Annotated in this window: 15 protein-coding genes, 1 tRNA gene and 1 pseudogene; 9 read left to right on the top strand and 8 right to left on the bottom strand. The window is 66.8% G+C overall.

Annotation, left to right across the window (positions count from 1 at the left end; all coding sequences use genetic code 11):
- Positions 1–142: 142 nt before the first annotated feature.
- Positions 143–270, bottom strand: a pseudogene (locus tag ACR65J_RS12915) (PLP-dependent cysteine synthase family protein); the annotation flags it as partial.
- A gap of 93 nt (positions 271–363) precedes the next feature.
- Between ACR65J_RS12915 and ACR65J_RS12910 the strand changes: the two are divergent.
- The 3 genes from ACR65J_RS12910 to ACR65J_RS12900 are packed head-to-tail and all read left to right on the top strand — an operon-like array spanning position 364 to position 2,827.
- Positions 364–1,257 carry a sulfurtransferase gene (locus tag ACR65J_RS12910; RefSeq protein ID WP_440169452.1) on the top strand — a complete coding sequence of 298 codons (894 nt, stop codon included), beginning with the start codon at positions 364–366 and terminating at the stop codon, positions 1,255–1,257.
- Positions 1,254–2,402, top strand: coding sequence for an NAD(P)-dependent alcohol dehydrogenase (locus tag ACR65J_RS12905; protein ID WP_440169449.1), 1,149 nt, complete (start codon positions 1,254–1,256; stop codon positions 2,400–2,402). The genes ACR65J_RS12910 and ACR65J_RS12905 overlap by 4 nt, the downstream gene beginning before the upstream one ends.
- Entirely contained in the window at positions 2,399–2,827 is a 429-nt protein-coding gene (locus ACR65J_RS12900) for an HIT family protein (protein ID WP_440169447.1), read from the top strand. The genes ACR65J_RS12905 and ACR65J_RS12900 overlap by 4 nt, the downstream gene beginning before the upstream one ends.
- Before the next feature lie 55 nt (positions 2,828–2,882).
- Here ACR65J_RS12900 and hrpA read toward each other — a convergent pair whose 3' ends face one another.
- From hrpA to ACR65J_RS12885, 3 genes are all read right to left on the bottom strand, one after another.
- Positions 2,883–6,875, bottom strand: coding sequence for an ATP-dependent RNA helicase HrpA (gene hrpA, locus ACR65J_RS12895; protein WP_440169444.1), 3,993 nt, complete (start codon positions 6,873–6,875; stop codon positions 2,883–2,885).
- 61 nt (positions 6,876–6,936) lie between these two features.
- Entirely contained in the window at positions 6,937–7,272 is a 336-nt protein-coding gene (locus ACR65J_RS12890) for a protealysin inhibitor emfourin (RefSeq protein ID WP_440169442.1), read from the bottom strand.
- 60 nt (positions 7,273–7,332) lie between these two features.
- Positions 7,333–8,385 (bottom strand): M4 family metallopeptidase, encoded by a 1,053-nt coding sequence (locus tag ACR65J_RS12885; protein WP_440169440.1) that lies wholly within the window; start codon positions 8,383–8,385, stop codon positions 7,333–7,335.
- Positions 8,386–8,510: 125 nt separating this feature from the next.
- On the opposite strand from ACR65J_RS12885, the gene ACR65J_RS12880 reads away from it, so the two are divergent.
- Positions 8,511–9,461 carry a cation diffusion facilitator family transporter gene (locus tag ACR65J_RS12880; protein ID WP_440169438.1) on the top strand — a complete coding sequence of 317 codons (951 nt, stop codon included), beginning with the start codon at positions 8,511–8,513 and terminating at the stop codon, positions 9,459–9,461.
- 64 nt (positions 9,462–9,525) lie between these two features.
- On the opposite strand, the gene ACR65J_RS12875 is transcribed toward ACR65J_RS12880, so the two are convergent.
- The 4 genes from ACR65J_RS12875 to ACR65J_RS12860 all read right to left on the bottom strand — a co-directional run bounded on the left by ACR65J_RS12875 (position 9,526) and on the right by ACR65J_RS12860 (position 12,623).
- Positions 9,526–9,598: transfer RNA gene (locus ACR65J_RS12875), tRNA-Arg, on the bottom strand.
- A 113-nt stretch (positions 9,599–9,711) separates the two neighbouring features.
- Positions 9,712–11,268 carry a ferredoxin--NADP reductase gene (locus tag ACR65J_RS12870; RefSeq protein ID WP_440169435.1) on the bottom strand — a complete coding sequence of 519 codons (1,557 nt, stop codon included), beginning with the start codon at positions 11,266–11,268 and terminating at the stop codon, positions 9,712–9,714.
- The gene (locus ACR65J_RS12865; RefSeq protein ID WP_440169433.1) at positions 11,265–12,137 is read right to left on the bottom strand and encodes an FAD:protein FMN transferase; all 873 of its coding nucleotides are present in this window, start codon (positions 12,135–12,137) and stop codon (positions 11,265–11,267) included. Before ACR65J_RS12865 ends, ACR65J_RS12870 begins: the two co-directional genes overlap by 4 nt.
- Before the next feature lie 3 nt (positions 12,138–12,140).
- Positions 12,141–12,623 (bottom strand): FMN-binding protein, encoded by a 483-nt coding sequence (locus ACR65J_RS12860; RefSeq protein WP_440169431.1) that lies wholly within the window; start codon positions 12,621–12,623, stop codon positions 12,141–12,143.
- A 139-nt stretch (positions 12,624–12,762) separates the two neighbouring features.
- Between ACR65J_RS12860 and argS the strand changes: the two genes are divergently transcribed.
- From argS to thrB, 5 genes are read left to right on the top strand one after another with little or no spacing between them, the layout of a single operon-like run.
- Positions 12,763–14,427, top strand: a complete 1,665-nt coding sequence (gene argS, locus ACR65J_RS12855; protein WP_440169429.1) for an arginine--tRNA ligase — start codon at positions 12,763–12,765, stop codon at positions 14,425–14,427.
- A 5-nt stretch (positions 14,428–14,432) separates the two neighbouring features.
- Positions 14,433–15,920 carry a diaminopimelate decarboxylase gene (gene lysA, locus ACR65J_RS12850; protein WP_440169426.1) on the top strand — a complete coding sequence of 496 codons (1,488 nt, stop codon included), beginning with the start codon at positions 14,433–14,435 and terminating at the stop codon, positions 15,918–15,920.
- A complete protein-coding gene (locus ACR65J_RS12845) occupies positions 15,921–17,237 on the top strand; it encodes a homoserine dehydrogenase (protein WP_440169423.1) in 1,317 nt (438 codons plus the stop codon).
- Complete coding sequence (gene thrC / locus ACR65J_RS12840) at positions 17,238–18,344, top strand: threonine synthase (protein WP_440169421.1); 1,107 nt, start codon at positions 17,238–17,240, stop codon at positions 18,342–18,344. It abuts the gene before it with no gap.
- A gap of 2 nt (positions 18,345–18,346) precedes the next feature.
- On the top strand, positions 18,347–19,321 hold the full coding sequence (gene thrB / locus ACR65J_RS12835) for a homoserine kinase (RefSeq protein WP_440169419.1): 975 nt from the start codon (positions 18,347–18,349) through the stop codon (positions 19,319–19,321).
- Positions 19,322–19,523: the final 202 nt, after the last annotated feature.

The raw sequence follows: 19,523 nt of genomic DNA, 5'->3' as shown, positions 1-19,523 counted from the left end.
TTGTTCTCCGCCGTGATGGTGCGGATCGCCTGGTCCGCCCAGTCCCGGTCCGTTCCGCCGCTGCCCGTGCCGGTGCTTGAGGCTGCCGGACCGGTGGGTGGACTCGTCCTTGAGGTACAGCTGGATGCCCCAATGCTCCGGCAGGGCCACCGAGTAGAGGTGGGTGTCCGCGGAACGGTTGTTCTCCGCCGTGATGGTGCGGATCGCCTGGTCCGCCCAGTCCCGGTCCGTTCCGCCGCTGCCCGTGCCGGTGCTGCCCTCGATCTTCACCGCACCAGCCTACCCGTGGCAGCCGGATTACCCGTCTAAAGTTGGACCGTTGCCTGCGCCATCAGACGGCGCAGATCCCGCAGAAGGAGCTCCATGAATCCGCTGATTGACGTCCCCGGCCTTGAAGCCAGGCTCGCCGCCGGGCGCCGGACGGTGCTGCTGGACGTGCGCTGGGTGCTGGGCGATCCGCATGGCCTTGAGCACTATCTTGCGGAGCACCTGCCGGGCGCCGTGTTCGTTGACCTGGCCTCGGAGCTTGCGGATCCCACCGTCCCGGACCGCGGGCGGCACCCGCTGCCGTCCCGCGACCCGTTCCAGGAGTCGGCCCGCCGCTGGGGTATTCGGAAGGGTGACGTCGTGGTTGCCTACGATGACAGCGGAAACATGGCGGCGGCCAGGCTGTGGTGGATGCTGCGTGACGCCGGCGTCACCGGGGTTTACCTGCTCGACGGCGGTTTGGCCGCCTGGCGTGCCGCCGGCCTGCCGCGTGAGGCGGGCCCCGTCCGTCCCACCCGCGGCGACGTTGAGCTGGGCAGTGGCCAAATGCCCGTGGTCGACGCCGGTGCTGCCGCCACCTGGCCGCGCAGCGGCCTGCTGCTCGACGCAAGGGCGGGCGAGAGGTACCGGGGCGAGCTCGAACCGGTGGACCCCCGTGCCGGCCACATTCCGGGAGCAGTCAGTGCCCCCACCGCTGCAAACGTGGACGGCGCCGGCCGGTTCCTTCCGCCGGCGGAGCTGCGGCAGAGGTTCGAATGCCTGGGCGTCCAGGACAGCCAACCGGTGGCCGTCTATTGCGGCTCCGGCGTCACGGCGGCCCATGAGGTGGCCGCACTCGAACTGGCGGGGTTCTCTGCTGCCCTCTATCCGGGCTCCTTCTCGGAGTGGTCAAACCGCCCGGACCTGCCCGTGGCCACCGGTCCGGAACCAGGCGACGCCGCGGCCCCGGCTGGAAAGTCCGGCGGAGCCGGGGGTAGCGTCGCACTATGACACCAGGACGCCCCGTACCACCGCCCCTTGCCCATCCCATTTCACCCGCAGCAGCAGACGCCGAAGCCGGAATGCGCGCCGCAGCCTACGGCGCAGTCTCCGGAGCCAGCGGGCTGGTACCGCTGACGGTCGCCAGGCGCGCGCCCAAACCGGACGACGTGGAGATCGCCATCGAGTTCTGCGGGCTCTGCCACTCCGATGTGCACGCCACCCGTGGAGAATGGGGCGGCCAGACCTACCCCCTGGTCCCCGGCCACGAAATCGTGGGCAGGGTCAGCAGGACCGGTTCGGATGTCACCGACTTCGCAGTGGGCGACCGCGTGGGCGTTGGCTGCATGGTGGACTCCTGCCGCGAGTGCGAAAGCTGCCTGGACGGCCTTGAACAGTACTGCGAAAACGGAATGACCGGGACCTACGGCGCAAAGGACCGGCGGAACGGGGACACCATCACCCAGGGCGGTTATTCGTCGTCCATCGTGGTGGACCGCCGCTACGTCCTGCGCGTGCCGGAATCGCTGGATCCGGCCGCTGCAGCGCCACTGTTGTGTGCCGGCGTCACCACTTTTTCGCCGCTGCGGCACTTCGACGTCGAGGAAGGCGATGTAGTGGGCGTCGTGGGGCTCGGCGGGCTGGGCCACATGGCCGTCAAGCTGGCCAAGGCCATGGGTGCCAGGGTAGTGGTGTTCACCACCTCGGAATCGAAGGTGGCGGCCGCCCTGGAACTGGGCGCGGATGAAGTTGTCCTGTCGCGGGATGAAGCTGCCATGGCCGCCGCGAACCGTACCATCGACCTCATCATCGACACCGTGGCGGCCCCGCACGACCTGAACCCTTTCTTCCGCACCCTGCGCGTGGACGGGGCACTCTTCCAGCTGGGGCTGCCCTCCGAAGCCATGCCGCCGGTCAATCCGGGCGCCTTGATCAGGCGCCGGATCGCCTACGCCGGCTCACTGATTGGCGGCATTGCCGAAACGCAGGAAATGCTGGACTTCTGCGCCGAGCACGGCGTGGTTGCCGATATCGAGATGGTGGCAGCAGGCCAGCTGAATGAAGCCTACGACCGGATGGTCGCTGGAGACGTAAAGTACCGGTTCGTGCTGGACACCAGCACTTTGCCGGCACCAGCCGAGGAGGCAGACGCATGAGCACGCTGTTCACGAAGATCCTGAAGGGCGAAATTCCCGGCCGGTTCGTCTGGCGTGGGGACGACGTTTCAGCGTTCCTTACCACCGGCCCGCTTGCCGACGGCCACACCCTGGTGGTCCCCACCGAGGAAGTGGACCGCTGGACGGACGCCTCGCCGGAGACCCTTGCCAAGGTCATGGAAGTGGCACGGCGGATCGGCGCGGTCCAGGTGGACATTTTCGGCGCCCGCCGGGCCGGCCTGATCGTGGCGGGCTACGAAATCAACCACCTGCACGTGCACGTGTGGCCTTCGCGCAGCATGGCCGATTTCGACTTCGGGTCAGCGGACCAGAACCCGGACCCCGCGGTGCTGGACGCCAACGCCGAAAAGCTGCGCGAAGGCCTTCGGGCAGCCGGCTATGGGGAATACGTTCCGGCGGCCTGACGGTGTCGTTTCGGCTGAGTGCCCGGCCCCGCAGGCCGGGCACTCAGCCGTTTACTCAGGCAGGGGCAAGTGCCTTGTTGAGCACGGCCCGGATGCGCTTTTCGGACACGGAGTAGGCAGTTCCGAGTTCGACGGCGAACAGGCTCACCCGGAGTTCCTCGATCATCCAGCGCACCTGGGTTAACTCCCGTCCGGCACGCCGTCCCGGCAGCAGCGCCGAGACGGCATCGTCGTAGTCGTCCTCGAGCCGCTGCACCACTGTCATGTTCAGCGCATCCCGCTGCACGTTCCCGGGCAGCCGCTCCAGCCGCTTTTCGATGGCCGCAAGGTACCGCGGGAGCTGGCTGAGCTGGGCGTAGCCCGTGCGTGCCACAAAACCCGGGTACACCAGTTGTTCCAGCTGGCTCTTGATGTCGTTCAGCGCGCTGATCAGGGGCAGGCTGGTGGTGCCCTTGAGCTGCTTTTCGATCCGCCGGGTGCTGGCCAGGATGCGCTCGACGACGGCAGTGACGGTGAAGACGGTGTCGATGAGTTCAGCGCGCACCAGCTCATAAAGAGCATCAAACGCCGGGCGGTCCCAGGGGAGTTCCGGGGGTGTGAGCTTGTCGATGGCCGCCAATGCGCAGTCGGCGATGAGGGCCGTCACCGAGCCGTGCGGGTTCTGGCTGAAGGTGAGTTTCTCGGTGTTGCTCAGGTGCTCCAGGACGTATCGGTCCGGTGCCGGAACGCGCAGTGCCAGCAGCCTGATCACGCCGCCGCGCATGGCGTCGAGCTGTTCCCCAGCCGTCTGGAACACGCGCAGGGACACTGACGTGCCCTGGTCCACCAGCGCCGGGTAGCCGGTGACCGTATGGCCCTTGACCATGCTGCTCACTTGGCGCTCAATGGTGCCGAAGGTCCATTCAGTCAGGCCTTCCTGCTCCACGAACCCTGCCGTGCCAGGGCCCCCCGGCACTCCGGTGCCCTGGTGCTGGCCGCCCGGTGGGCCGCCGTCGGACGCCTTTCCATTCCGGCGCTGCGCGTTGCAGCCGGCGCCGGGCGCAGTGGAGGCGGGGGTGGCGCCAAGCGACTCGGCAATGGCACGCCGGGTGGCGGGGGCGAGCTGCTCCTGGAGCCCGGCGAGGTCCTTGCCTTCGCCCAGGACGTTGCCCTTGCTGTCCACCACCTTGAAACTCACGCGCAGGTGCGGGGGGACGGCGTCCCAGTTCCAGGAGCCGGGCGGGATGACTGCGCCGCGGATACGCCGCAGCGCAAGTTCCAGTGAAGGTTCGAGCTCGTCCCCGGCGGGATCGAAGTCGGCTTCGAGGACGGCCACCGCTTGCCGTGCCACGTCGGGGGCAGGAACGAAATTCTTGCGCACCTGCTTGGGAAGCGACTTGATCAGGGCGGTGACCAGCTCCACCCGCTGACCGGGGATCAGCCACCGGAACGGGGCGTCGTCGAGCTGGTTGAGGAACAGGACCGGAACTTCGGCAGTGACGCCGTCGGACGGGTCGGGGGCAGAGCCCGGTGCCACCGGATGGAACTCGTACGTCAGCGGAAGCTCGAAGCCCTTGTGCAGCCAGGTCTTCGGGTAGGCGGAGACGTCCAGGTCGTCGGCGTCATCGCTGAGAAGCAGTGACTTGTCGTAGTCCAGGAGGTCCGGGTTTTCCCTGCGGGCGTCCTTCCACCACTTGTCGAAGTGCCGCTCTGAGACCACGTCGGGACCGATCCTGGCGTCGTAGAACTCGAACAGCGTTTCGTCATCCACCAGCAGGTCCCGGCGGCGCATGCGGGCCTCGAGTTCCTCCACCTCGTGCAGGAGCGCCCGGTTGCGGTGGAAGAACTTGTGGTGGGTGCGCCAGTCGCCTTCCACCAGGGCATGCCTGATGAACAGTTCCCGGGCCACCACAGGATCCACGCGGCCATAGTTGATCCGCCGCTGGGCGATGATCGGAACACCGTAAAGGGTGACCTTTTCGTAGGCCATGACGGCGCCCTGCTTGGTGGACCAGTGGGGTTCGCTGTAGGTGCGTTTCACCAGGTCAGGAGCTACCTGCTCGGCCCACAGCGGATCGAATTTCGCCGCCACCCTGGCCCAGAGCCGGCTGGTTTCCACCAGCTCGGCTGCCATGACGAACGTGGGGGACTTCTTGAACAGCGCCGATCCGGGGAAGATCGCGAAGCGGCTGCCCCGGGCGCCGGCGTATTCGCGTTTGCGCTCGTCAAGGATGCCGATGTGGCTGAGGAGCCCGGAGAGCAGGCTGATGTGGATGCCGTCATGGTTGCCCACGGGATCTGCCAGGCGCTTGTTGTCCAGGGCGATTCCCAGCGGGCGGGCGAGCTGGCGCAGCTGGGTGAAGAGGTCCTGCCATTCCCGCACCCGCAGGTAGTTGATGAATTCGGCGCGGCACAGCCGGCGGAAGGCCGATGACGACAGCTCCTGCTGCTTCTCCTGCAGGTAGTTCCAGAGGTTCAGGTAGCCGGTGAAGTCGGAGTTTTCGTCCCGGAAGCGGTTGTGCTTTTCCGCGGCCAGTTGCTGCTTGTCGGTGGGCCGTTCGCGCGGGTCCTGGATGGTGAGTGCCGCTGCCAGGACCATGACTTCACGGACGCAGCCGCGCTTTCCCGCTTCGACGATCATGCGGCCCAAGCGGGGATCCACGGGCAGTTGGGCGAGTTTTTGTCCGACGGCGGTGAGGCCGCCGCCCTTCGGCCCGCCCCTGCCGCCGGCTGCTTCAGCCGCACTGCCGTTACCTTGGGTGCGCGGGGGAGCCAGGGCCCCGAGTTCGCGAAGGAGGGTGACGCCGTCGTTGATGGCCCGGGTTTCCGGCGGTTCGACGAACGGAAAGTCTTCAACGTCCTTGGGGCCCTTTGCCACGCCCATCGCGGTCATCTGGAGGATCACGGCGGCGAGGTTGGTGCGCAGGATTTCGGGGTCGGTGAACCGGGGCCGGGACTCGAAGTCCTCCTCGGAGTAAAGGCGGATGGCGATGCCGTCGGACACGCGGCCGCAGCGTCCCGAGCGCTGGTTGGCCGATGCCTGCGAGACGCGTTCGATGGGCAGGCGCTGGACCTTGGTGCGGTGCGAATACCGGGAAATACGTGCCGTGCCGGTGTCGATGACGTATTTGATGCCCGGAACCGTCAGCGACGTTTCCGCCACGTTGGTTGCCAGCACGATCCGGCGTCTGCTGCCGGGGTGGAACACCTTGTGCTGCTCCTGCAGGCTCAGGCGGGCAAAGAGGGGGAGGATCTCGGTGTTGGCCAGCCTGCGGTTGGACTGGATGCGGGCCTGCAGGGCTTCTGCGGCGTCCCGGATTTCACGCTCACCGGAAAAGAACACCAGGATGTCACCGGGAGCCTCCGCCGCCAGCTCGTCCACGGCATCGCAGACGGCGTCCAGGGGGTCGCGGTCCTCTTCAAGTTCATCATCCGAGGCATCCTCTTCGTCCGCTTTCGGCTGCGAGAGCGGACGGTAGCGGATTTCCACGGGATATGTCCGGCCGGAGACCTCAACAATGGGGGCCGGGTCTTCCCGGGTCCCGAAGTGGTTGGCGAACCGTTCGGGATCAATGGTGGCCGAGGTGATGATGACCTTCAGGTCCGGCCGCTGCGGCAGGATCCGCTTGAGGTAACCCAGGATGAAGTCGATGTTGAGGCTGCGTTCGTGCGCCTCATCAATGATGATGGTGCTGTACTTCCGCAGCAGCTTGTCCCGCTGGATCTCGGCGAGCAGGATGCCGTCGGTCATGAGTTTGACCTTGGTCGCCTTGCTGACCTCGCCCGTGAAACGGACCTGGAAGCCTACTTCCTGGCCGATCTCGACGCCGAGCTCCTCCGCGATGCGCTCGGCTACCGTCCGCGCTGCCAGGCGCCGGGGCTGGGTGTGCCCGATGAGGCCCTTTTCTCCGAGCCCCAGTTCCAGGCACATCTTGGGGATCTGGGTGGTCTTTCCGGAGCCGGTCTCGCCGGCGATGATGGTCACCTGGTTGGCTGCGATTGCGGCCATCAGGTCCTCGCGGCGCTCGGAGACCGGCAGCTCGGCGGGATAGGAGATATGAAAAGTCATGGCTGCAGACAGTCTACTGCCGCAGGGAAAGGCCCCCCGTTCAGTTGCTGGCGGGCCGCCCTCAGGCAGGGCTGCCGGTGTCCGCGCCGGGTCCGGGTCCGCCGGCTTCCCCGGCGGCGGCCCGCGCGGTGTCAACCAGGATTCGCCATGGGCCCGTGAGGGCATGTTCGGGCAGGGCCGCCCTTCGCTGCCCGGCGGTGATGGAGTAGATGAAGCGGTCCGGCTGCTGCGCCTCGAAGGCTGCGGCAGCTGCCCGTGGGGTGCTGGGAACCGCATCCCACGGGCACGCCTCGACAATGGGCTGCCACTGGCTGAGGTCGCTGTCCGTCCGGGCGTCCACCGTCCATACGCGCGTGATCGCAGCGATTCCGCCGGTGCGCTCCACCTTGATCTTCATGGGCTGGCCCCTGGGCTTCCATCCGGTCCGGGAACCAATGGGTGGGCCGCCGGACAGTGGTTAAACCTTGACTCTTACAGTTTCCCACGCCGCTCCGACGGCGTCATGCTCCTTGGATTCCGGTCCGAAAAGCTCTGCGGCAGCGCGCACCGTGGCACGGGCAAAGACGGTGAAGGTGGCTGAGGGCGGCAGGGAACCATTGGTCAGTGTCTCGTACCAGATACGGCCCGGCGCATCCCAGGCGTAGCCACCCAGAGCCTCCGCCACAAGGTAGAAGGCACGGTTGGGGATACCGGAGTTGATGTGGACGCCGCCATTATCCGCGCTGGTCCGGACATAGGAGTCCATGGAGTCAGGCTGCGGGTCCTTGCCCAGCACGTCGTCGTCGTAGGCGGTTCCGGGCGCTTTCATGGACCGCAGTGCCTGTCCCTGGACGTTGGACGTGAACAGGCCTTCCCCGATCAGCCAGCTGGCCTCCGCGGCGGACTGGTTCTTGCCGTACTGCTCAACGAGCGCGCCGAAGACGTCGGACATGGATTCGTTCAGCGCGCCCGCCTGGTTCCGGTAAACAAGCCCGGCCGAGTACTGCGTGACGCCGTGGGCCAGTTCGTGCCCAATGACGCTCACGGATTTGGTGAACCGTTCGAAGACGTCACCGTCGCCATCGCCGAAGACCATCTGGCTGCCGTTCCAGAAGGCATTGTCGTACAGCTTGCCAAAGTGCACCGTGGCATCAAGCTTCAACCCGTGTCCGTCCACCGAATCACGTCCGAAGGCGTCCGCATACAGCTTGTGCGTAGACCCCAGCCCTTCATAGGCCTCGTCCGTGGCGGGATCGCCGGTGGCGGCGCCGCCCTCTGGACGGACAAGCCTGCCGGGGAGGGTTTCGTCCCCGCCGGCATCGTAGACGGCCCGGTTGACCGGCCCTGGTTTTTCCAGCCGCAGGCCCGGCGGGAGGGCCTGAACAGCCTGTGAACGGGCAGCCTGGAAGGACTCGACGTGGCCCAGCGCTTTCCTGGCGGCGCTTGCCGCGGAAGAGAACTCCGGCGCATCCTGCTGCGCCAGCCGCCGCAACATGTACGGCGGAACGATCGAACAAACTGGAACGTGCATTGCGTACCCCCTCAACTAGGTGGACCCAGCCTACGAGGAGCCACTGACAATGACAGGGAAGCCACCGCCACGAATTCACCAGCCTTCCGGGCGCTGGAGCGGGCTGAGCTGGGTACGGTAAGCGCATGGCTGAAACCGAAAAGCGAACCAAGTCCAGCTCCACCCTGCTGACGGTCATCATCGCCTTCGTCGCGAATGTGCTCGTCGCGGCGGCAAAGTCAGTGGCCGCTGTCCTTTCCGGCTCGGCCTCGATGGCCGCGGAGGCAGCGCACTCCTGGGCGGATACCGGGAACCAGGTGTTCCTGTTCTTCGCGGAGCGGCGCTCTGCCCGGCCCCGGGACAAGAGCCATCCCATGGGATACGGCCGGGAAGCCTACGTCTGGTCGATGTTCGCCGCGTTCGGCCTCTTTACCGCCGGCGCTGTGGTGTCCATCATGCACGGCGTCCAGGAGATCATTTCCCCGGAACCCGCCTCCGATTTCATGGTGGCGTACATCGTCCTGGCCGTGGCCTTCGTCTTTGAAGGGATTTCCTTCATCCAGGCTTTCCGACAGACCCGGAAAGCGGCCCACGAGCTGGAACGCCACACGCTGGAGCAGGTGTTGATCAGCTCAGACCCCACCCTCCGTGCTGTTTTTGCCGAGGATGCGGCCGCGCTGATCGGCCTCATCGTGGCGTTTGTGGGCGTGTTCCTGCACCAGGTCACCGGTTCGCCCCTCCCGGACGCGATCGGATCGATCGTGGTCGGCGTGCTGCTGGCCGTCGTCGCCGTCGTCCTCATCGACCGCAACCGGCGCTTCCTGGTTGGCCAGGGAGTCACTCCGGACATCGAACGCTCCATGGTGCAACGGCTGCTGGAGCACGAGGACATCGCCCGGCTCACCTACCTGCATCTTGAATTCGTAGGTCCGCGCAAGCTGTATCTGGTGGCAGCCGTGGATCTGGAGGGGAACCACCCGGAACACGAAGTGGCGGTGGTCCTGCGCCGGATCGAGCGTGACCTGGAAGATCACGAGACCGTAGAGGAGGCCGTGCTGACCCTGGCAACAGCCGACGAGGCGGCCCTGAGCTACTGACGGTGTAGACGGACCGGAACGAAAAAACCCCCGCCGCTTCGTGAAGCGGCGGGGGTTCCCCATGTGCCCTCGATAGGATTCGAACCTACGACCTTCTGCTCCGGAGGCAGACGCTCTATCCCCTGAGCTACGAGGGCAATTTCCGGGATATCCTGCCGTTCCCGGCGGGACGTCCTAGAGCTTAGCAGGAAGGTGGCCCGCAAGGGAAAACCACCACCGGGACCAGCCCGGGATGGTTCCCGGAGCAGCCTTAGTAGCCCGCAAAAGAGTCCGTCCGCACCCGGCGTGCGCCGGCCCGCCGGGATGCGCGGCGGAGGGATGCAACGCTTGCGGGGGAGCCCGAGACGTAAACATCCCGGCGGGCAATGTCCGGGACCAGCGCCGCAAGCGCCTGTCCGTCCAGCCGGCCGGACGCGCCGGGGTTGGCCGCGGCAACGGAGGCCAGGCCGGTCGGCGGCTCGGAACCATCCGCCAGCCGCACCAGTACCCGCACGCCCGAAGTCCGAAGTTCATCCGCGTAGGCCACCTCATCAGTGCTCCTGGCAAGGAACAGGAGCACGGCGTCCCGCTCCCGCAGGCCCCCGGAGGACAGCTGGGACATAAATGGCGTGATGCCGATGCCCGCCGCGATGAGCAGCACCGGCCGGCGCGGGTCCCGCGGCAGGACGAAGTCGCCGCCCACCGCCGTGGCTGTCACTTCGTCGCCCGGCCGCAACGCCAGGAGCGCCTCCTTTGCCGCAGACAAAGGGCCTGCCGTCCGGACGCCAAACTTCACCAGGCGGCCGCCGGGGGAGCCGGTCAGGCTGAACACCCGGCGTCGGCCTTTTCCATCCGGCCTGGCCTGCGGCAGGTCCAGCTCCATGTACTGCCCGGGGATGAAACGTACCGGCCTGGCGGGCTCGAACGAGAACTCGGCGGTGGTGGGCGTCAACGGGCGGGTTCCTGCGAACCGGAGCTTTACGGCGCCGCGCTGGCCCCCCAGGAAAGCCAGCAGGTTGCCCGCCAGCAGCGCCGCCTCGGGGGAGTTGGCCACAATACCCAGGTTCCAGGGCACCGCGAAGAGCACCCCGGCCACTGCTGCAAGAGCCAACTGTTGGCGGCGCCGCGGCGGCAACGTGAGGGGTTCGGTCAGCATGAAGCCCACAAAGAAGAGCACCGGACGCTGGGCGAGGGTTTGCCAGACGCCCATCCCGGCTGTCATGCCCGAGCGAAGCAGTTCAAGGGTAATGATCGCCGTGGCCACCACCGTGAACACCGCTGCCATCAGCACCTTGCGTGTCCGGTACAGGATCAACAGCACGCCCGGTACCAGCAGCCAGATCATCGCCGGCGTCGCGGCCCACCAGGTGGCGATGTTCAGTCCGGTGAGTCCGGTGGCAAAGGCGCCGGCGGCGGCAGGATTGAAAATATGCCGCCCGCGCCACGCCAATGCGTACTTGGACGCCGACGCCAGCACGCAGGCCAGCGCTACCCCCGCCAGGTCCATCGGCTGCAGGGAGGGCCAGAACAGGAAGTAGAGCAGCAGCCCGGTGATCAGCGACGATTCCGAATGGGGATTGATCCGGAAGAGCGCCGCCAGCGCCCGGTTGGCGGCGTAGGTCACACCAAGGCACAGCGCCAGGTGTGCCAGCATCTGCGGGATGCCAAAGGTCAGCCAGCCCAGCACATCAAGCAGCAGGCTGTACGCGGCGAGTACTGCCAGGACTACAAGGATGAGCCGGTACATGGTGAACCTGCCCAGGGCGGTGTCTATCCGGCCCGCCAGGGAGGAAGCCGGACCGGTCTGCGGTGTTTCCACGGGGCTCATGGGAACAGCTTCCCTTCAAATTCGGCGGAATAGGTGGCGCTGCCGTCGGAAAAGACCGTCAGCCAGGAAAAGTTGAACGCCTCCTGGAGCTGGGCGCCGGGAACGAAGAAGAGGGCAGTGGCGAGGGCATCGGCAACCATGGCCGACTCCGCCAGCGCCCAGGTGGCGACGGCGGTCCGCACCGGCTTCCCGGTGGTCCCGTCAAGGACGTGGTGCAGTCCGTCGCCCCAGGCACGCCGGTTGGCGGCGGAGGCGCACAGTGCCCGGTCCTGCAGGTCCACGACGCCGATCGCCTGTGCCGGGTTGTAGGGGTGCTCAAGTGCCACTCTGACGGGCCCGGTTCCGCTGGCCAGCAGGTCCCCGCCGGCATCGATGACGAATGCGCGAACGCCGGCGTCCACCAGCTCCTGTGCCAGCAGGTCCACCAGCAGGCCCTTGCCGGCGGCGCCGATGTCCAGCACCACCGGGGCGCTGGCAGCCAGGACCGTTCCGGACCACGTGAGGACACCTTCCCAGGCCGGTGCCGGAAGCGGCAGGCCTGCGGCCCGGAGGGCGTACGCCGCGTCATATCCCAGGCGCTCCAGGCTGCCGCCAATCAGCGGCGTCATGGCCCCGCCGGTCAGGCGGTAAAGCCGCCAATACAAGTCGCCCAGGAGAGCAGCCTCGGCCGGGAACGCATAGCGCCCCGGCTGCCGGGCCATGTCTGCAACCAGGGAATCGGTACGGAAACGGGACCAGTCGCCGTCGAACTTTTCCACCCTGTCCACAAGGCGCGCCTCTACGGCCGGGGGCAGCGGCAGGGCAGTGGTGATGTGCCAGTCTGTACCGATCCCCTGGAACGAAAAGTCCTCCCGGTCCGTCGCCGGCACCGGCTACTGCGCCTCCGCCTTGATCTTCTCCAGGGCCTGGTTGAACCCTCCGCTGGTCAGTGAGGACCCGGAGACCTTGGACACGTTGAGTCCATCAATGTTTTTCCCCACTACCTGGGCTGCAATGCCCCCGGCGAACTGGCCCTGGAACTTGCGGGTGTTGGGGTTGGACGGGTGCTGGGTGATCTGCACGTCCGTGACTGTTCCGGCTGCCAGCGTCAGTTGCACGCCCACCGTCTCAGTGCCGTTGGGCGAAACGTAGTTGCCGTCCGCGCTGTAGGTGCCGTCCTTGTAGACGGCGCCGCCGCCGGCCAGGGCGGAAGAGCCGGCAGAGGGGGCGCCCGGAGTGCCGGGCGTGCTGTCGGCCGTGGACGGCGCGCAGCCCGCCACGGTTCCTGCCAGGGACAGGCCTGCGATTCCAGCAACAAGGCCTTTGTGGACGGCGTCCTTGGAAGCGGAAGGGCTCTTGGGGGTGGAGGGTCTCATGAAGGCTCTCATTTCACTCTTGGGGCTGCACCGTGTCTGTAGGCTGCGCCGAGCGGCAGTGGCTACGGTTTAGTCAACGCCGGACCGGCACGAATGGTTCAAATTCTTTGCTGTCACTGGCCCCCGGTAGGCTAGAGGGGTGACTCCCGAAGAACTTTCCCTCGCCATATCCGCCTGCCTCAAGGACGCCGTCGCCGCCGGTGACATCGCCCTTGCGGTGTCAGCCATTCCGGCTGAGGTGCGCGTGGAGCGGCCCAAGAACCGGGACCACGGCGACTGGGCCACCAACATCGCCCTCCAGCTCGCCAAGCAGGCCGGCACCAATCCGCGCGAATTCGCCGCCGTCCTCAGCAGCCGGCTCAAGTCCATCGACGGCGTCTCCGCCGTGGACATCGCCGGCCCGGGATTCCTGAACATTACTGTGGACGCCGCAGCCGCCGGTGCCCTCGCCAGGGCCATCGTCGAGGCCGGCAAGGACTACGGCACCAACACCGCGCTCGCCGGGCGCACCGTGAACATGGAGTTCGTCTCGGCCAACCCCACCGGGCCGCTGCACATCGGGCACACCCGCTGGGCCGCCCTGGGTGACTCGATTGCCCGTGTGCTGCGTGCTTCCGGCGCCGACGTCACGGCGGAGTACTACATCAACGACGCCGGCTCGCAGATGAACACCTTCGCCACTTCGGTGTACTCGCGCCTGCACGGACTTCCCGTGCCCGACGGCGGCTACCCCGGGCAGTACATCGCCGACCTCGGCCACGAGGTCCTCAGCGCACATCCGGACATCCGCGAGCTCACCGAAGTGGCCGCCCTGCCTGTCATCCGGGCCGCCGCGTACGAGGCCCAGATGAAGGACATCAAGGCCACCCTTGCCGAGTTTGGCGTCGCATTCGACGTCTTCTTCTCCGAGCAGGAACTGCACGACGCCGGTGCGATCGAAAGTGCCGTGGCGCGCCTTCGCGAGCAGGGCCACGTGTTCGACGACGGCGGTGCGGTCTGGCTGCGGACCACGGACTTTGGCGACGACAAGGACCGCGTGATGATCCGAGCCAACGGTGAGCCCACCTACTTCGCCGCGGATGCGGCCTACTACCTGTCCAAGAAGGACCGCGGCTTCACCGAAAAGATCTACCTCCTGGGCGCCGACCACCACGGCTACATCAACCGGCTCAAGGCCATCGCTGCCGCGGCCGGGGACGATCCCGAGTCCAACATCGAAGTGCTGATTGGCCAGCTGGTCTCGGTCAATGGCGCCAAGCTGTCCAAACGCGCGGGCAACATCATCGAGCTCAAGGACCTGATCGAGTGGCTGGGCAAGGATGCAGTCCGTTACTCCCTGGCCCGGTTCCCCGCCGACTCGCCGCTGACCCTTGATCCGGAACTGCTGAAGAAGCACAGCAACGAGAACCCCGTGTTCTACGTCCAGTACGCCCACGCCCGCTCCCGCGGCGCCGCGCGCAATGCTGTGGCGGCCGGCGTCGAACGCCAGGTGGACGGCCAGGACAGCTTCGACGCGTCCCTCCTGGACCACGCCACGGAAAACGAGCTGCTGTCCTACCTGGGCAGCTACCCGTCGATTGTGGCCAAGGCCGCGGAACTGCGCGAACCACACCGCGTGGCGCGCCACCTCGAGGCCATAGCCGGCGCCTACCACCGCTGGTATGACGCCTGCCGCATCGCCCCCATGGGCGAGGAGCCCGTGACCGACCTCAACCGCACCCGGCTCTGGCTCAATGACGCCACGAGCCAGGTGCTGGCCAACGGCCTTGACCTGCTTGGCGTTTCCGCGCCGGAACGGATGTAAGCACCATGCGAGCTGAAGCCATCACCGTCCAGGCAGGCGGCGCGTCCCCGCTTGCACCCGAATGGCTGCAGGTACCGGCCGATCTCAATGCACTCCAGGAGCCCATGTGGGCCGGTAGCGTCCAGCGCAATGCCGACGGCGAAATCACCGCGGGTGGCGTGGACGTCCGGGAGTTGAAGCAACAGTTCGGCACGCCGCTCTTCGTCATGGATGAGGCAGATTTCCGGTCCCGGGCCCGGGCCTTCAAGGACTCCTTCGACGCGGCCTTCGCCGACATCTGCGGCGGCGTTGACGTCTATTACGCCGGAAAGTCCTTTCTCTGCACCGCCGTGGTCAAGTGGGTGGAGGAGGAAGGGCTGCGCCTGGACACCGCATCGGGCGGCGAGCTGGCAGTGGCCGCCCGTGCCGGAATGCCGGGGGAACGGGTGGCGCTGCATGGCAATAACAAGTCCGACGCCGAGCTGAACCGCGCGCTGGACATGGGCTTGGGCCGCATCGTGGTGGACAGCCTGGACGAACTCGCACGCGTCGGTGCCATCGCGCAGGCCCGCGGGGAGCAGGCCAAGGTCATGCTGCGGCTTACTCCCGGTGTGCACGCCCACACGCACGAATTCATCGCCACCGCCCACGAGGACCAGAAGTTCGGCCTCTCCATGGCAGCCGACACCACCGATGAAGCCGGCATTTCCGCGGCCGAGGAAGCGGTGGCAGCTGCGGCAGCCCATCCCGGCATTGAGCTGCTGGGCCTGCACTGCCACATCGGCTCGCAGATCTTCGAGCCGGACGGCTTCGCGCTGGCCGCCGAAAAGCTGCTGCGCTTCCTGGCCGCCATGCAGGAGAAATACTCCATCACCATGCCGGAACTGGACCTTGGCGGCGGCTACGGGATCGCCTACACGCCCGTGGACACCCCCCGCCCCCCAGCGGAGATCGCCAACGCAATGGCCGCCGTCGTGCGTTCCACCTGCGCCGAGCTGGGCATCAACGCGCCGCGTATCTCCATCGAGCCCGGACGCGCGATTGTTGGCAGCACCACCTTCACCCTGTACGAGGTGGGAACCCTGAAGACCGTCCGCGTGGACGCACCCGGCACTTCCGCCGACGGTGACGCGGACAACAACGTTACGTATCCCCGCCGGTATGTTTCGGTGGACGGCGGCATGAGCGACAACGCCCGCCCGGTGCTGTACGACGCGGATTATTCGGCAGTGCTGGCCTCCCGCACGTCCGCGGCCGCCCCGCAGCTGTCCCGCGTAGTGGGCAAACATTGCGAGAGCGGCGACATAGTTGTTAGAGATGTATATCTGCCCGAGGACGTGGCAGCCGGTGATCTGCTTGCTGTACCGGGAACCGGCGCCTACTGCTGGGCCCTCTCGAGCAACTACAACTATCTGGCCCGGCCGGGCGTTGTCGCGGTGCGCGACGGATCTGCCCGGCTGATTGTCCGCGGGGAAACCGAAGAAGATCTGCTGAACCGCGACATGGGAGCCTGAATGACGGAAATGCGAACGCTGAAAGTAGCCCTGCTGGGCTGTGGCAACGTTGGAGCCCAGGTTGCGCGGATCCTTCTTGAGGATGCAGACGCCCTCGCTGCCCGCACCGGTGCCCGCCTGCAGCTCAGCGGCATCGCCGTGCGCAACGTCAACGCCCCACGGGACGTGGACCTGCCACAGGAGCTTTTCACCACCGACGCCGAAACACTCGTCAAGGACGCCGACCTGGTCATCGAGCTGATGGGCGGCATCGAACCCGCGCGCACGCTGATCCTCTCCGCGCTGCGCAACGGCGCCTGCGTGGTCACCGGCAACAAGGCGCTCCTGGCGCAGGACGGCCCCACGCTCTACGAAGAGGCGGACAAAGCCGGCGTCCAGCTGTCCTACGAGGCCGCCGTTGCCGGTGCCATCCCCATCCTGCGCCCCATCCGCGACAGCCTCTCAGGCGACCGGATTACCCGGGTGCTGGGCATCGTCAACGGCACCACCAACTTCATCCTTGACCAGATGGACACCACCGGCGCCCAGTTCGCGGATGCCCTGGCCGAAGCCCAGCGCCTTGGCTACGCCGAGGCCGACCCCACTGCCGACGTCGAAGGCCATGACGCTGCCGCCAAGGCCGCCATCCTCGCGTCGCTGTCCTTCCACACCCGTTTCGCGCTGGACGACGTCCACTGCGAAGGCATCACGTCCGTCAGTGCCGCGGACATCGCCGCCGCGAAAGACGCCGGCTTCGTCATCAAGTTGCTGGCCATCGCGGAAAAGCTGACGGACGCCGAAGGCAAGGAAGGCGTTTCCGTCCGCGTACACCCCACCCTCCTGCCCCGCGAACATCCGCTGGCCGCTGTCCGCGGTGCCTTCAATGCGGTGTTCATCGAGGCCGAAAACGCCGGTGAACTGATGTTCTACGGCCAGGGCGCCGGCGGCACCCCCACGGCATCGGCCGTCCTGGGCGACCTCGTTTCAGCAGCCCGCCGCCTGGTCCTGGGCGGTCCCGGCCGCACCGAAACCACCACCGGCCACGTTCCCGCGCTGCCCATCGACGCGGCCACCACCAGCTACTACATCGGCCTGGACGTTGCCGACCAGCCCGGCGTCCTGGCAAAGATCGCCCAGCTCTTCGCCGAACACGGTGTCTCCATCGAAATCATGCGGCAGACCATCCACCGCGATTCGGCGTCCAACGTGGAGTCGGCCGAACTGCGGATCGTCACCCACCGCGCGTCAGAGGCTGCCCTCGCAGCCACCGTCGAGGCCGTGAAGGGCCTGGACGTCATCAATTCAGTTACATCCGTTTTGCGGGTAGAAGGAGTCTAAGTGGCTCACCAATGGCGCGGAGTCATCCGCGAATACGCTGACCGCCTGCCCGTGACGGAGTCCACCAGGGTCATCACCCTGGGCGAGGGCGGCACCCCGCTGGTGCGCGCGCAGAAGCTCTCCGAACTCACCGGTTCCGAGGTCTACCTCAAGGTGGAGGGCATGAACCCCACCGGCTCCTTCAAGGACCGGGGCATGACCATGGCCATGACGGCAGCGGTTGCCTCCGGCGCGAAGGCCGTCGTGTGCGCTTCCACCGGCAACACGTCCGCGTCCGCCGCTGCCTACGCCACCGCCGCCGGCCTCAAGTGCGCCGTCCTGGTGCCCGAAGGCAAGATCTCCATGGGCAAGCTCAGCCAGGCCATCGCCCACGGCGCCACCCTGCTCCAGGTGGACGGCAACTTCGACAACTGCCTTGACATCGCCCGCAAGCTGGGGGAGTCCTACCCCGTCTTCCTGGTCAACTCGGTCAACCCTGCCCGCATCCAGGGCCAGAAGACCGGTGCCTTCGAAGTGGTCGATTCCCTGGGTGATGCCCCTGACATCCACGTGCTGCCCGTGGGCAACGCCGGCAACATCACGGCTTACTGGAAGGGCTACAAGGAGTACTCCGCTCCCTTCGAATCGGACACGGCCGGAACGCTCCCCGCCGTATCCACCAGGACGCCCGCGATGTGGGGCTTCCAGGCCGCCGGTGCTGCGCCCTTCGTGGCAGGCCACCCCATCACGGAGCCGGACACCATCGCCACCGCCATCCGCATTGGAAATCCTGCGTCCTGGGATGGTGCCGTGGGCGCCCGTGACGAATCCGGCGGACTCATCGAGGCCGTTACCGATGAGGAAATCCTGAACGCCCACCGGTGGCTGTCGTCCAAGGAAGGCGTCTTCGTGGAGCCCGGTTCCGCCGCCGGTGTGGCAGGCCTGCTCAAGAAGCACGCCGCAGGCGAAGTCCCCAGCGGGAAGACCATTGTCATCACTGTCACCGGCCACGGACTCAAGGACCCCCAGTGGGCCCTGCGCACCGAGGACGGCAGCGATGTCCAGCCGGTCAAGGTTCCGAACGACGTTGTCACCGTTGCCGCTGAGCTGGGACTGGAAGAAAAATAACCTTGGACACCACCTCGCAGGCCGCCGTAGGACTGCAACTGATTGAGCCGGGCCAGCGCGTCACCGTGCGCGTTCCGGCCACCACGGCCAACCTGGGTCCCGGCTACGACAGCCTGGGACTTGCACTGGCCCTGCACGACACCCTGACCGTGGAAAGCCTGGACACGGACCAACTCGTCTTCGAACTCAGCGGCGAGGGCGCCGACACCCTCCCTCGGGATGCCAGCCACTTGGTGGTGCGTGCCATGGATGCGGCCTTCGAACGGCTGGGCTACCGCCACGGCGGCCTCAAGGTGACAGCCCGGAACGTGAACCCGCACGGCCGCGGGCTGGGCTCCTCCGCGTCCGCCGTGGTGGCTGCGGTCTCGGCCGCCAACGCCATGGTGCCGTCCGGAAGCCAGCGTGGAAAGGACTGGATCCTGCAGCTCACCAGCGAGTTGGAGGGCCACCCGGACAACGTCGCACCCGCGATTTTCGGCGGACTGGCGCTGTCATGGCAGGACAGTGAGCAGTACAGCAGCACCAGCGCTGCCGTTGCCGGTTCCATCATCCCCATTGTGGCGGTCCCCGACTACGAACTCTCCACCGAGGCCGCCCGCGCTCTGCTGCCGGCATCCGTCGGACACCATGCGGCGGCGATGAATTCAGGCCGCGCGGCCCTGCTGATCCATGCCCTGACGCAAAAGCCCGAATTCCTGTTGCCGGGCACCGAGGACTACCTGCACCAGAGCTACCGGGCCGAGGCCATGCGGCCCAGTGCGGCATTGATCGGCGCCCTCCGGAAAGCAGGCTACGCGGCAGTGGTTTCCGGCGCCGGGCCAACCGTCCTGGTGCTGGCCAACGGTGAAGCGCAGGCCGGCGATGCCCTCGCCTTCATCGAGGCCTTTACATCCGAGAACACGCCGGACATCGGCTGGCGCGTGCTGAAGCTCGCAGTGGACGTTGAAGGTGCTAAGGTGGACGTGCACCGGCGGTAATTCCGCCTATCTGATCTGCTCCTGCATTCAGTTGCTGTTTGATCTACCACTGTGAATGTATTCCGGTGCCGCCTGCTTGGTCTGTCGCAGGAATCTGCAGCATCCAACTGCCCCTGAAGCGTCAGTCAGGCGTTGTGCCGTGGGCGCAGCGCAAGGTGAATCAGTATCCGGCCCTGCTGGCCGAAATCCAACCGGCAAGGCT

The sequence above is a fragment of the Arthrobacter sp. SAFR-044 genome (assembly GCF_059414985.1).
The sequence above is the reverse complement of the archived record's forward strand: the minus strand, read 5'-3'. Positions and strand labels throughout refer to the sequence as shown.

Excerpts from the sequence above, each read along its gene's own strand:
- ACR65J_RS12900 (WP_440169447.1), top strand. The coding sequence starts at position 2,399 with ATGAGCACGCTGTTCACGAAGATCCTGAAGGGCGAAATTCCCGGCCGG.
- ACR65J_RS12870 (WP_440169435.1), bottom strand. The coding sequence starts at position 11,268 with ATGAGCCCCGTGGAAACACCGCAGACCGGTCCGGCTTCCTCCCTGGCG.
- ACR65J_RS12885 (WP_440169440.1), bottom strand. The coding sequence starts at position 8,385 with ATGCACGTTCCAGTTTGTTCGATCGTTCCGCCGTACATGTTGCGGCGG.
- ACR65J_RS12845 (WP_440169423.1), top strand. The coding sequence starts at position 15,921 with ATGACGGAAATGCGAACGCTGAAAGTAGCCCTGCTGGGCTGTGGCAAC.
- ACR65J_RS12910 (WP_440169452.1), top strand. The coding sequence starts at position 364 with ATGAATCCGCTGATTGACGTCCCCGGCCTTGAAGCCAGGCTCGCCGCC.
- lysA (WP_440169426.1), top strand. The coding sequence starts at position 14,433 with ATGCGAGCTGAAGCCATCACCGTCCAGGCAGGCGGCGCGTCCCCGCTT.
- ACR65J_RS12860 (WP_440169431.1), bottom strand. The coding sequence starts at position 12,623 with ATGAGACCCTCCACCCCCAAGAGCCCTTCCGCTTCCAAGGACGCCGTC.
- ACR65J_RS12890 (WP_440169442.1), bottom strand. The coding sequence starts at position 7,272 with ATGAAGATCAAGGTGGAGCGCACCGGCGGAATCGCTGCGATCACGCGC.
- ACR65J_RS12905 (WP_440169449.1), top strand. The coding sequence starts at position 1,254 with ATGACACCAGGACGCCCCGTACCACCGCCCCTTGCCCATCCCATTTCA.
- ACR65J_RS12880 (WP_440169438.1), top strand. The coding sequence starts at position 8,511 with ATGGCTGAAACCGAAAAGCGAACCAAGTCCAGCTCCACCCTGCTGACG.
- hrpA (WP_440169444.1), bottom strand. The coding sequence starts at position 6,875 with ATGACTTTTCATATCTCCTATCCCGCCGAGCTGCCGGTCTCCGAGCGC.